The following is a 13545-nucleotide window of genomic DNA, read 5'->3' on the forward strand; positions in this document are numbered from 1 at the left end:
TTGGCGCTCCCCCGGGATATTTGAGAACCGGAGAAGATCAGGGCGCGTCCGATGCGTCGAACGGGTCGCGCTGGTGCTCGGTGCGGTAGCGCCTTGGCGTGGTTTGGTAGGCGCGTTCGAACAGACGGTAGAAATAGCTGGTGTTCTGAAATCCGCAGGTGGCGGCAATGGCCTCGATGGAACTGTCCTCGGTGCGCAAAAGCTGGGCTGCATGGTCGATGCGGATTCGGTTGATGTAGTCGGTGGGTGTCACCCCCAGCACGTCTTTGCAGGTACGGCAGACATGTTCGTGACTGCGCCCCGCCGCGGCGATGAACCCGGCCGCGCCGTCGCGGAAGACCTCGGGATGTTGCGCGGCATTGCAGGCTGCCGAAAACCAGCGCGGCGCGGTGCGCACCGCACGGGTTTCGGGCACGGCAACGCGGTTTGTCAGGGTGAGCAGGAACTCCTCGATCCTGGCAAGACTGCGGTCTGCGGTCTGCAATTGGCTCGCGACATTGAGGGCGCGCTTAAAGCGGGTGGGGCCGAGCGTGTGCAATTCCGGGATGTCGGATTTTGACGCGAAGAATCGGCCGGCGAGCGTATCGCTATAGCGCTTGATCAGGTGATCGGCGCTTTCGGTGCGGAACATGATGTTGATGATCTCGCACCCCTGCAGGCGGTCAGCGCGGAAGGCGTGCGTGTCGGCGGGGCGCATGAAGACAAGCTGGCCCGGCTCTAGCATTTGCGTCACACCGTTGATCCAGTGCGCGGTGCGGCCGTCGACGATCAGGAAGACCTCGTAGAAATCATGGTCATGCGCCTTTTGCGGAAAGCGCCGGGCGAGGTTCTTGCGCGCGTAGTGAAACGCCTCGCTGGCCGCGATGTAGCTGTCGAGGTGGAAGGTTTCGGACTGCATCGCGCGGGGCTTGGCCAATTCTCGCAAAGGATTGCGGCGCAGCTGAGCGCAAATATCAAAATTGTACAAGAAAATATCAATGCCAAGCGCTGCATACGCGTGCAGCGGCGCCTAGCGTTTGAAACAGGGAGGACGACCATCATGCTTGATTCGGATGTGGACCTGCGGTTCCAGCCGGTCGACACCGCGCAGCCCAAACGGCTGAGCGCAGAGCAGATCGCGCAGTATAATGCGCTGGGGTTCGTGCAACCCTTTGACGCGTTTTCCGAAACCGAGATGGTCGACATTCGATCCTATATCGACGGGTTGATGGCCGATATGGGGCCGGACGGCGCGTACGGGATCAACTGCTATCAGGCCCGGCTGTCGGGATTATACGACATCGCCACCGATGCGCGCATTCTGGACCATGTCGAAGATCTGGTCGGGCCGAACATCCTGTGCTGGGCATCGGCCATCCTGTCGAAAGCGCCGCATGATCCGAAAGCTGTGCCCTGGCATCAGGATGCCGGGTTCTGGTCGCTGTCGCCGGCGCGCACGGTGACGGTGTGGCTGGCGATTGACGATGCCGATGGGGCCAATTCTGCGATGCGGTTCATTCCCGGGACGCATGACAAGGGTGCGCTGGCAATGCAGGCAACGGGGGACGGAAACGTCTTTCACAAGGAAACTGCCAGAGCCGAGGAGATGGGAGAGCCGTTCACCAACGTCCTGAAAGCCGGGCAGTTTTCGATGCATGCGGACATGCTGGTGCACGGGTCGTTGCCGAATAGAAGCGATCGCCGCAGATGTGGCCTGACCCTGCGCTACTGCCCGCCAGAGGTCGAGATCACCGATCCGGTCTGGGCCCGCGGCGTCGAAGCGATCCTGTGCCGGGGATCTGCGGGCGCGTGGACGACGCATCCGCGACCCGACAATGACGACATCACCAAGACCCGCAGCCCGCATGTGGTGGGGAACAACTGATGCGGATCACGTGGTACGGGCACGCGGCGTTTGGTCTGGATCCGGAAAGCGGGCCTCGCATCATCACTGATCCCTACACTCCCGAAGGTGTCGGTTATGCGCCGATCACCGATCCGGCGGATATGGTGATCATCTCATCTGACGACGACTCGGCACATTGCCGGGCAGACCTGATTTCGGGCAATCCTACGGTTGTGAATGCGCTCACGGTGGCCCAGAGTGGCGGGTCGCAGACAGCGCATGGTGTCGAGATCACCGCTATCGAGGCGGCGGAATGGGATCACCATCCGGAACACGAAGTGCCGGGTCAGAACGGGATGTACCGGTTCACGCTCGACGGCATCAAATTTGCGCATATGGGGGATGTGGGTAACCCATTGACCGAGGCGCAGCAGGCCTTCTTCGAAGACGTGGATGTGCTGTTCGCGCTGGCGGGCGGGTATCTGACAATCGAACTGCCTGATCTCATGGAGATGGTCCATCGCGTGAAGCCTAAGCTGGTGATCCCGATGCATTTCCGGACACTGACCTACCGACCCCGCAATACGATGTGGATCGAGAGTTTCCTGAGCCATTTCAAAGACGAAGACATCGATTTTTCATTTGGTCCCACTGCGGAGATCACACAAGATACCCTTCCCGGGCGCACCCGCGTTCTGGTGATGGATTACGTCCGGTAGCGGGCGAGCCAGCGGCGTCTGACCGCGTCATTACGGGGCAACGACCCCACAACACGGAGGAAGATCATGAGAACACCCATTTTGCGCGCTGCCGCGTCGGTTATCGCCTTTGCCGCCGCCAGTGGCATGGCCTTGGCGCAGGACGTGGCGCGCGAGGACACGGTCATTTTTGACCTCGACCGCACCATTCAAGACCCTGAGAATTTCAACTGGTTCACCGACAATTCCGGCGTGAAGCGCATCTCTGGCGCGCACCAGACCATGTGGGAGCCGCTCTTTATCCTGAACTACGGCACGGGTGAGCTTGAGCCTTGGCTCGCGACCGGCGCCGAAAGCAACGATGAGTTCACCGAATGGACACTCACGCTGCGCGAGGGTGTGACCTGGTCGGATGGCGAGGCATTCAATGCCGATGACGTGGTTTACACGGTAGGCGTTGCGCTTGAAAATGACGAGCTTTCGGCACGCGAAGCGGCGGCGTTGCGCGGGCAGGTGGCCAGCGTGGAGAAGGTGGACGATCTGACGGTCCGGTTCACCCTGAACGCACCCAACCCCCGCTTCGTCGTCGAGAATTTCGGTGTACGGATTGCCAACAGCTTCCTCATCATGCCGGAACATGTCTGGGCGGGCGAAGACCCGGCGACGTTTACCTTCTTCCCACCGATTGGTACGGGGCCCTACGAATACAGTTCGGGCGCGACGAACCGGATGATCTGGGACAAGCGCGACAGCTGGTGGGGGGCCGACACCGGCTTCATGGACATGCCGGAGCCCGCTCGGGTGATCTTCCTGGAATCCGGAGGTGAGGAAAGCCGGGCGCAGCTCATGGTGTCGAACCAGCTCGATGCGGCGCAGAACGTGACCATCGGCACGTTTGAGGCCATTCAAGCGCAAAACCCGAATGTGATCGCGTGGTACGACGATTATCCGTTTGCGGCGGCTGATCCCTGCGCGCGCCAGTTGGAGATCAACACAACTATCGCACCTTGGGACAACGCGAACATGCGCAAGGCCGTGGCCCACATCATCGACCGGTCGCAGATCGTGAACATCGCGTATGAAGGCACAACCGAGGCCAGCCAGACGATGTTTGCGCAGTATGGCTCGATGGATCCGTTCATCAACGCAGTGGTGGATGCAGGCTATGGCCTGCCTGCTCGTTCAGATGTCGAGGCCGGGCAGGCGCTTATCGAGGCCGAAGGCTGGACGCGGGATGGGGATTATTACACCAAGGATGGTGAGACCCTGTCGGTAAACATCCATGTCAACTCGGCGTCGACAGAATACACGCGCACCATCGATGTCATCGTAGAGCAGCTTCAGCGTGCCGGGATCGACGCCCGCGCGGTGCCGGTGGAGAACGGTGTGTTCTGGGGCGAGGTGCTGCCTTTTGGCGCCTACGAGATGTCCTATAGCTGGCTGAGCTGTGGATCGGTGAACGAGCCCTGGGCTTCGATGGGCCGTTACACGGTGAAGGATGTGGTGCCGGTCGGCGAACGCAGCCCGGGCTTCAACAACACCGCGCGCTGGGACGGCGCAGCGGCAGAGGCGTACTCCGCCATCGTGGACGAGATCTCGGGCCGCGCGCTTGGCGATGAGGCGGTACCGGGTCTGGTGGCAGAGGCGTACCAGCACCTTGATGCCGAGATGCCCTTCATCCCTCTGGTGCAGGCGGCCAAGCTCTTGCCGATGAACACGACATACTGGACCGGTTGGCCAACGGCGGACAACTACTACAACTCACCGTTCTTCTGGTGGGGGCACACGCATCAGATCATTCACAACCTTGAAAAGGCTCAGTGAATTCGGTGATCGCTGCGCGCATGCGTGCGCAGGTTAATACGTGTCGGACGCGCGGGTGTCGTGCGTCCGACCTATACGCCCGGAGGTCTTGCCCATGGGACGCATCCCTCGCGACTATCTGATCAATCGCGTCGTCACGTTGGTTCTGACGATCCTGATCGCCGCAACGATCATCTGGATCATCCCGCGCCTGTCGCCAATCGATCCGGCCGAGATCGCGCTGGGCCGGATGGCCGCCGGTGCTGGGGCCGTTGCCAATTCCGAGGAAATCCTCGCGCAGCTTCGAACGCAGATGGGCATCGATCAGCCTTTGATCGTGCAGTACGTCAAGTACCTGGCTGGAGCTCTGGTCTTTGATTTCGGTCTTTCGACGGCGGCGTTCCCAACGCCCGTTTCCACGCTGATCCTGAATGCCTTGCCCTGGACACTTGGCCTGATGATCCTGTCTTTGATCATCACGTTTTTCATCGGCAATCTGCTGGGCGCGCTGATGGTGTGGGAACGATCCCCGAAACTGGTGAAGGTCGCCATTCCCGCAGCAATGGTGTTCACCTCGATTCCGCCGATCCTGTCGGGGCTGTTGCTGATGTGGATCTTCGCGGCCAAGCTTCAGTGGTTTCCGCTGACCGGGGCCTATTCGATCTTTGTGGAGCCGGGGTGGAACTGGGCGTTCATCCAATCGGTGATCCACCATGGGTTTCTACCCGCGCTGTCCATCGTCATCGTGACTTTCGGCTTCTGGGCGCTGGGCATGCGTGGGCTGATGATCACGGTGCAGGGCGAGGATTACGTGAAACTGGCCGAGGCCAAGGGGCTGCGCCCGCGCTACATCCTATACCGCTACATGATCCGTAACGCGATCCTGCCGCAGATCACGGCGTTTGCATTGAAAGTCGGATTGCTGATCGCGGGGCAGGTGCTGGTGGAACGCATCTTTGCCTATAACGGGATGGGTAAGCTGCTTTACGACGCGATCCTCAACCAGGATTTCCCGGTCATTCAGGGCGTCAGCTACGTGATCATTCTGATGACCGCGCTGAGCGTGTTCCTTGTGGATCTGCTCTACCCGTTCATCGACCCCCGCATCCGGCACGAGGCGCATTGAGATGACCAGTCAAGACCATGTGCCGATGACCCGCGCCGAAAAGCGGCAGGCGAAGCGGATCAGACGGTTCGACAATCCGTGGATGAATCCGAAGCTTCTTTGGGGCGTCGGACTGCTTTTGGGAATCATCGCGCTGGGCCTGATCGGGCGGGTTCTGTGGGATCCGGAGCTGGTCTTCACCGGCTCGGCACCGCTGAAACTGCCACCCGTTGGCTTTGAGAACCTGCGACGGCAGGAGGGGATATGGGACTATCCGCTCGGCACCGACGGAGGAGGGCGCGACTTGCTGGCGCTCATCATCATCGGCGCACCGAATACGCTTTTCGTTGGGTTGCTGGCCTCGCTGATCGGGATGTCGATCGGGATCTTCCTGGGGTTCTCGGCGGGGTTCCTCGGTGGACGGACGGACGATACGATCCGGGTGCTGGCGGATGTCATGATCACGATCCCACCGCTTCTGATACTCGTGGTGTTCCAGTCTGCCTTCGGGGACGTGACCCTGACCATGATGGCGCTCTTGATCGCCGGGTTTGTCTGGCAGTCGCCGACGCGGCTCATCCGTGCGCAGGTTCTGTCGATGAAGCAGTCCGGCTATGTGCAGATGGCGCAGCTCTCGGGGGCTTCGACCGGCCACATCATGTTCCGCGAGATGCTGCCGAACCTCGTGCCGTATCTTTTCGGGTCGTTCATCGCGTCGGTGACGACCTCCATCGTCACTGCAGTTGGATTGGAGGTTCTGGGCCTTGGTCCGCAGCGTATTCCGACGTTGGGACGCACGATTTACGAAGCGATCAACGCGGGCGCGCTGATCCAGAACTTGTGGTGGTGGTGGGGAATCCCGACGCTGTTGCTGGCGGTGATGTTCATCGGATTGCTCTTGATTAACCTTGGTTTGGACGAGGTTTCCAATCCGCGGCTGAGGAAGTTGTCATGACTTGCGCGTTGCACCCGGTGGTCCGCAGAGCTGGGATGCGCCTTCGCGACAGGACTGGAGGTCGGACATGACGGACAAACCCGTTCTCACGCTCAGGGACCTGTCGATCGAATTCCCGACGCCGAAAGGTCTCGTGAAGGCCGTCAAACATCTGGATCTGACCATCCAGAAAGGTCGCCGCGTCGGGTTCATCGGGGAAAGCGGGTCCGGCAAAACCACCACGGCGCTAGCAATCATGCAGATGCTGGCGGAGCCGGGTCGCGTGTCCTCCGGAACGATTGATCTGGCGGGGATCGACGTGCTGGCACTGTCGGAAGAGGAGATGCGTCAGACCCGGCTTAGCCGCATCGCCTACATCCCGCAGGGTGCGATGAACTCGCTCAACCCGGTGATGCGGATCGAACCACAGTTGTGGGATGGCATCATTGCCCATGAGGGTCATGTCGTAGAGGCTGAATTGAAGCGCCGGTCCGACGAGGCACTGGCCTCGGTTGGCTTGCCGCACCACACGGCGCAGCTGTATCCGCACGAACTGTCCGGAGGCATGAAGCAGCGTGTCTGCATCGCGATGGGGATCATTCTGAACCCGGACCTGATCATCGCCGACGAACCGACCAGCGCGCTCGACGTGGTCACTCAGCGGCAGGTGATGCAGACCCTCAAGGATATTCAGGCGAAGATCGGATCGGGTTTGATCCTGATCGGTCACGACATGGGGCTGATGGCGCAATCGGTCGATGAGCTTGCCGTGCTCAAGGACGGGGAACTGGTCGAACACGGCACGGTTCAGCAAATCCTCGAAGCTCCGGAACATCCCTACACACAGGACCTCATTTCGTCGGTTCCTCTGGTTGGTGGAGAGAGTTTCCTCAACCCCGAACGCCAGGCAGACGCCCCGAAACGTGACAGCACCGAGCCGCTCTTGCGCTTCGACACCGTGCGCAAGGACTACGGCGATGTGACAGCGTTGCATCCGCTGTCCTTCACCCTACAGGGCGACACGCCGCAGATCATCTCCATCGTCGGGCAATCGGGGTCAGGCAAATCGACGATGGGGTCGATCATGCTGGGCTTCAACGAGCCCTCACAAGGGAAAGTCCTTTACGAAGGGCAGGACGTCTACAACATGTCGGCGGCCCAAAGCCTTGCATTCCGCAAGAATGTGCAGGCGGTGTTTCAGGACCCCTATGCCTGCTTCAACCCGTTCTACCGGGTCAATCATGCGCTGAAATTTCCTTTCAAGCGGTTCGGCCTCGCAAAGTCCGAAGCGCATACACAGCAAGCCATGGAAGAGGCCTGTGCCGCTGTGGGTCTTGATCCCGATCTGGTGCTGTCCCGCTACCCGCACCAGCTGTCGGGTGGGCAGCGGCAACGTCTGATCGTGGCGCGGGCCTTGATGTTGTCGCCCAAGCTGCTGATCGCGGATGAGCCTGTGTCGATGGTGGACGCCAGTCTGCGCGCGTCGATCCTGTCGAACATCTACGATCTGAAGGACAAGTACGGGATCTCGATCCTCTACATCACCCACGATCTGGCAACGGCGTATCACGTGAGCGATTTCGTCATGGTCCTTTACAAGGGCCACGTGGTCGAAGCAGGACCGCCGAAAGAGGTCATCGGTGATCCGCAGCACCCCTATACACAGCTTTTGATCGACTCCATCCCGTGGCCGGATTTGCACCGGTCCTGGGGCCATACCGGGGGCGAATGGGACCCGGAGGCGAAGGAGGCCGCTGCACGTCGCGCCGACATGGTGTTTCGCGGTGCGGTCCCGGGGTTCGATCTGGTCGCCGGGTGACGCCTTTGATTGCGACCCACCATCAATGGCGGCTGACCAAGGATAAAATCGGCGCGCGGCTCAAACTGATTGAACCGATGGTCCATCGGCGCAAGCTGCCTTTGCCGCCGTTTCAGGTTGTCCCATTGCCCGGCCCACGCGTCGATGCGCTCCGCGTGCATGATCCAGACGGCGCGTACGAGGTTCCGCATGACAGCTATTGGGGCCATGCGGATATGAACTTTGTCATGCACAGCCACTTCACCGTGCCGGCGGATTGGGATGCCTCCCAGATCGCGTTGCACCTTCCTTTGGGTGTGCTGGGCGACATCTTTAATCACCCGGAATCTCTTGTGCACATCGACCACGCGCCGATTGCGTCGGCCGACCGGTACCACCACACCATTCCGCTGTACCCCAAGGTCGCGGACGGCAAAGAACACCTGATCTCGTTGCATGGCTGGACCGGTCTTGCGGGTTGGCCGCCCGATCCGGATGCCAAAGCCAAGCTTTACATGGGCCGGCCCGCCTTGGTGGAGCGCTGTCCGCACACGGTGGCATTTCTGCGACTGGCGCGGGCAGCGTTCGACACGCTGGGTCATCTGGGCCTGCACACCGCCGAGGCGCCGGGTCTTCTCGACGCGCTCGATACGGCGTTTCAGGCTTTGGATACGCGCGATCCGATGGGAGAGGCCTTCTACGCCTCGATGCCGGAAGCCTTACGCCTTTTGCGCGAAGGGATCGAGGATGCGGGCGCGCCTATGGATGTCACTCTGCACGGCATCGGTCATGCGCATATGGATATCGCGTATCTTTGGACGGTCGATCAAATCCGCCTGAAGAACGCGCGGACCTACTCCAACGTGCTGCGCCTGATGGACCGGGATCCGGAATTCCTGTTCAGCCATTCGCAGCCTGCGCTGTATGAGATGACGGCGCGTGACTACCCCGCTCTATTCGAGCGGATCAAGACGCGGGTTGCCGAGGGTCGCTGGGAAGTGATGGGCGGGATGTGGGTGGAGCCGGACCTCAACATCTCAGGCGGCGAAGCGCTGGTACGCCAGTTGCAGTTGGGCCGCACCTACTTTCAGAAGACCTTCGGCGATGTTGAAACGCCGGTGCTCTGGCTGCCGGATACGTTCGGGTTTCCCGGACAAATCCCCCAATTGATGCGGCAGGCGGGACTGGACTGGTTTGTCACCAACAAGCTGAACTGGAACCAGATCAATCGCGTTCCCTGGTCGAGCCATGTCTGGGAAGGGATCGACGGAAGCCGGGTCATGGCGCACATCCTGACCACCCCGCGCGAAGTGCAATACCTGCCGTTCCCGACCAACTACAAAAGCGATCTGAGCGCTGCCGAGGTGATGGGTACTGTCACCCACGCAACTGGCGATCACCGCGATGACCTGCCGATCTGTTACGGTTACGGCGATGGCGGCGGCGGGCCGACGGAGGACCTGCTGGCGAAAGCACACGCCTATGCCGCCATGCCGGGAATGCCGCGCTTGAAGATGAGCACCGTTCGCGCGTCGATGGAGGCGATAGCAGCCAAGAAGGACAATCTCCCTGTCTGGACAGGTGAGCATTACATGGAAGGCCACCGCGGCGTCTTTACCTCTCAGGCCTGGATCAAGCGAGCCAACCGCAAGGCCGAGGCTGCCTTGCACGAGGCCGAAGCTTTGGCGGTGATGGCTGGAACAGCCCCGAATCTGACCCATGCCTGGAAACTGCTCTGTCTCAACCAATTCCATGACATCGTCACCGGCACCTCGATCGGCGCGGTGTACGAGGACTCCAAACGGGATTTCCACGCCATTTTCAGCGCCGCAGAAGACGCGGCACAGGTGGCGGCCAAAGCTTTGTCCGGGCCGGAACCCGTTGTCCTGAACACCAGCCCCACCACCGGTTTACGGGTCGTGGAAAGCGATGACGTGTCCGACGCACCCGGGCAGGTGACGGAAACGGGCATGCTGCACTGGATGCCGGACTTGCCTGCCTATTCCGCGACGCCGCTGTCTGCCGCGACACTGCCCGACCACCCAGCCCGCGCGCATCAACGCGATGGGTATGTCGTGCTGGAGAACGAGGCCCTTCGGCTCGAAATCCTGCCCAACGGGCAGATCGCCAGCATCATCGATCGCGCCACAGGACGCGAGGTGCTCGCGCAGGGCAAGCTCGGCAATCAGCTTCAGGTGTTCGAGGATCGTCCCATCTGCTGGGACGCCTGGGATATCGATCCGCATATCGAGGACCGGCAGGATCTGATCGACAGCTCAACCGAAATCGACATTGTCGAACCGGGTCCGATCCGCGTGGCCGTGCGCGTGACGCACCGCTGGCGCCAGAGCACGGTGAGCCAGACCATCCGCCTCACAGCCGGGTCGCGGCGGATCGACTTTGACACGGTGGCGGACTGGCACGAAACACACACATTGCTGAAAGCGGCTTTCCCTGTTGCGATTGCCGCGCCGAAAGCGCTGTTCGATATCCAGTGGGGCGTAATCGAACGCGCGACCTCGCGCGACACGGCCTTCGATGCGGCTCGCTTCGAGGTGCCAGCCCAGAAATGGGCCCAGGTGAGCGATGGTTCACGCGCGGTGGCCCTGCTGAATGACTGCAAATACGGCTACGACATCCACCGCAACATGGTCCGGCTGACGCTCATCAAATGCGCGACTTCGCCGGATCCCAAGGCGGATCAGGGCGAACACCGCTTCACATACGCCCTGCTGCCGTATGACGCTCATGCACGATCTGTTCTTGATCACGCAGCCTATGATTTGAATCTGCCACTGCGTGTCACGCAGCCACGCAGAGAGGCTGACTTGCCGGAAACAACGCCCTTTGTCGCCTGCGTGACGGCGGGTGTGATCATCGAGACCCTCGTGCCTCTGGAGGATAGAACCGGATACGACATTCGGCTGTTCGAGGCGCGCGGGGCCAGCCAGTCGGCGCGGCTGGAGTTCGCCCATGCACCTGCTGCGATCGGGGCCACGGACCTTTTGGGTCGACCCGCGAATAAGCCCATTGCTCAGGACGGCAATTCAGTGGTCTTCGACGTGGCACCCTTCGAAATCGTGACCTTACGCGTGCGCACGTAACGGCCGTGGCGCGTGCCGTGCCCGGAACCATGCCCCAAAAACTTGACTCTGTCCCCGCTGGTCCGCTTTGTCGGTATCCGAAAGGACAGGTCTGCAATGTTCCGAAACCGCGCACGCGCTGGCGTGTCCCCGTTGGCCGCGGCTGGTACGATATGGCGTCTGTGGCAGAAGCAATCGGCCATGAACCTCGGCCTGATCGCAGCTGGAATTGCGTTTTATGGCCTTCTGTCCCTGTTTCCGGGCATCACAGCGGCGGTGGCGTTGGCTGGTGTATTCATCCAGCCCGAAATGCTGGTCGAAAACAGCGCGCAGATAACTGGCATGCTGCCAGACGCCGCGGAAAGCATCGTCATGGGGCAGTTGCAGGCGGTCGCTGGCACCGACAACTCCACCCTCAGCTTTGCCGCCATCTTTGCCGTGGCGCTGGCCCTCTATTCCGCGTCCCGCGCGGTTGCGAACTTCATCACCGGATTGAACGTCATCCATGCCCAGACCGAGACCCGTGGCTTCTTCGCGGTCAAAGCGCTGACGCTGTTGCTCACCCTTCTTGTCATCGTTGGCCTCATCCTTGCCATCGTATTGGTCGCTGCGATCCCCGTGATCGCGGCGATTTTCCGGTCTTCGGGCTATCTCGACGACCTGGTCCTCTTTCTACGCTGGCCCGTTCTGTTCTTCATGGGCGTTTTCGGCATCGCGCTTCTCTACCGCCTCGGCCCGGCAGGCCGCTACCGCAAGAGCCGCTGGCTGACGCCGGGCGCCTTGATCGCCTGCGCTCTCTGGGTCGCGGGCAGCTACGGCTTCAGCAGCTATGTGCAATCCTTCGGATCCTACAACGAAACCTTCGGTGCACTGGGCGGTGTCATCATCCTGCTGACATGGCTCTGGCTGTCCTCCTTCATCGTGCTCATCGGAGCGCTTTTCGATGTTGAGATAGAAGCGGTGCAAGACGCGAAGGTAGCGAAAATTCAGGCTCCAAATGCAGAATAGCCCCGAACTCTTTTTGAGGCCTAGGTGGCAGTCGCCTTTCGACGATCAGCGAGTCCAGTTGTAGCGGCGCATAAAATTGTCACCTCAAAGTGCCGCACGGAGAATGGCTTCGAAGTCGACCATGTCTGGCGGGACCGGGTTGTTTTTGGACGATGAGGTGGTTTTGGCGGCGGCGGCAATGTCGCTGACATTGCTTGGCGTCACGCCCATCTTAGCGAGGTTGCGGATGCCAAGGGCCGCGATTTGCGCGTTCAGGGCGTGAGGTGCCTCTTCGGGGGCGACTTTCAGGACCTCCGATATGTGGCGGAAGATCATCTCGTGTTTGCCCGCGGAGACGCTGCCCGTCGGCGCGTTCGAGGCATTGTAGGCCAGAACGTGCGGCAGGAGCGTCGCGCAGATCTCGCCGTGAGCTGCGCCGGTTTGGCCGCCGATGACACCGGCCAAGCCGTGGACTGCGCCCAAACCTGCATTGGCGAGTGCGATCCCACTGACGAGGCTGGTGAATGCCATGTCGTCTCTTGCCGCAGCATCCTCGCCCAAAGACAGACGCATAAGCGCTCTGAGGCCACGCGGAATCGCGTCGCGGCAAAGAGCGTCGGTGAGGGGCGATGCATTCACGCTCACGTAGCTCTCGATGACCTGCGTGATCGCGTCGAACCCGCTGGCGAATGTGACAGATGCAGGCGCGCCGTCGGTCAGTGCGGGATCGACAATGGCAATGTTCGGAATCATGCGAATGTCGCGCAGACTGACCTTGCGGCGATGCGATGGCACTCCGATGACGGCGTTTTTGGTCACCTCGGCGCCGGTTCCGGCGGTCGTGGGCAGGGCGATGAGGGGAAGTGGCTCCGCGTCCAGCGGCAACGCCTCCCCGACCACTTCGAGGAAAGCCGTTGTGGCGCGGCGCGCTGGTGTCAGAGCCGCAACAGCTTTGGCAAGATCAATGACCGACCCGCCACCAAGCCCGATGACGACACCCGGCTGCAGGTCACGGGCGAAGGTCACTGCCTTTTCGACGGTTTCGAGATCCGGCTCGCCGGCACAGGGAAATCCCGTAGCCGTGACATTCAGTTGGTGCAGGTCTTCTAGCAACCAGTTCGCCCGGAGCGGGTTGCGACCGTGTACGACAAGCGCGCGACCCGAGATCCTTGCGGCGGCCTCGGCGGTGTCTTTGGCCGATCCCCGGCCAAATCGGATGTCTGCTGCTGTGGCGAATACGAAGTTCATCGGCGTTGCGTTTCCACCGGGATAAACGAGAAGGGGCGGCTGTGCGCCGCCCCCCGATGTCGAA

Annotated in this window: 10 protein-coding genes; 8 read left to right on the top strand and 2 right to left on the bottom strand. The window is 61.1% G+C overall.

Going from position 1 to position 13545, the window contains the following annotated elements; translation table 11 throughout:
• Window positions 1-37: 37 nt before the first annotated feature.
• On the bottom strand, window positions 38-898 hold the full coding sequence (locus BUA42_RS04415; protein ID WP_072776438.1) for an AraC family transcriptional regulator: 861 nt from the start codon (window positions 896-898) through the stop codon (window positions 38-40).
• A 141-nt stretch (window positions 899-1039) separates the two neighbouring features.
• Here BUA42_RS04415 and BUA42_RS04420 point away from each other — a divergent pair, with 141 nt between their 5' ends.
• The 8 genes from BUA42_RS04420 to BUA42_RS04455 all read left to right on the top strand — a co-directional run bounded on the left by BUA42_RS04420 (window position 1040) and on the right by BUA42_RS04455 (window position 12254).
• The gene (locus tag BUA42_RS04420) at window positions 1040-1864 is read left to right on the top strand and encodes a phytanoyl-CoA dioxygenase family protein (RefSeq protein ID WP_072776744.1); all 825 of its coding nucleotides are present in this window, start codon (window positions 1040-1042) and stop codon (window positions 1862-1864) included.
• Window positions 1864-2544 carry an MBL fold metallo-hydrolase gene (locus tag BUA42_RS04425; RefSeq protein WP_072776439.1) on the top strand — a complete coding sequence of 227 codons (681 nt, stop codon included), beginning with the start codon at window positions 1864-1866 and terminating at the stop codon, window positions 2542-2544. Before BUA42_RS04420 ends, BUA42_RS04425 begins: the two co-directional genes overlap by 1 nt.
• 66 nt (window positions 2545-2610) lie before the next feature.
• Complete coding sequence (locus tag BUA42_RS04430; RefSeq protein ID WP_072776440.1) at window positions 2611-4347, top strand: ABC transporter substrate-binding protein; 1737 nt, start codon at window positions 2611-2613, stop codon at window positions 4345-4347.
• Window positions 4348-4441: 94 nt separating this feature from the next.
• A complete protein-coding gene (locus BUA42_RS04435) occupies window positions 4442-5452 on the top strand; it encodes an ABC transporter permease (RefSeq protein WP_072776441.1) in 1011 nt (336 codons plus the stop codon).
• A 1-nt stretch (window position 5453) separates the two neighbouring features.
• A complete protein-coding gene (locus tag BUA42_RS04440) occupies window positions 5454-6386 on the top strand; it encodes an ABC transporter permease (RefSeq protein WP_072776442.1) in 933 nt (310 codons plus the stop codon).
• 67 nt (window positions 6387-6453) lie between these two features.
• Window positions 6454-8184 (top strand): ABC transporter ATP-binding protein, encoded by a 1731-nt coding sequence (locus BUA42_RS04445; protein ID WP_072776443.1) that lies wholly within the window; start codon window positions 6454-6456, stop codon window positions 8182-8184.
• A gap of 77 nt (window positions 8185-8261) precedes the next feature.
• Window positions 8262-11267, top strand: a complete 3006-nt coding sequence (locus BUA42_RS04450) for an alpha-mannosidase (protein WP_218588611.1) — start codon at window positions 8262-8264, stop codon at window positions 11265-11267.
• 96 nt (window positions 11268-11363) lie between these two features.
• Entirely contained in the window at window positions 11364-12254 is an 891-nt protein-coding gene (locus BUA42_RS04455) for a YihY/virulence factor BrkB family protein (RefSeq protein ID WP_072776444.1), read from the top strand.
• An 84-nt stretch (window positions 12255-12338) separates the two neighbouring features.
• Here BUA42_RS04455 and BUA42_RS04460 read toward each other — a convergent pair whose 3' ends face one another.
• Window positions 12339-13481 carry an iron-containing alcohol dehydrogenase gene (locus tag BUA42_RS04460; protein ID WP_072776445.1) on the bottom strand — a complete coding sequence of 381 codons (1143 nt, stop codon included), beginning with the start codon at window positions 13479-13481 and terminating at the stop codon, window positions 12339-12341.
• Window positions 13482-13545: the final 64 nt, after the last annotated feature.

The organism is Marivita hallyeonensis (genome assembly GCF_900129875.1).
Taxonomy (GTDB): Bacteria; Pseudomonadota; Alphaproteobacteria; order Rhodobacterales; family Rhodobacteraceae; genus Marivita; species Marivita hallyeonensis.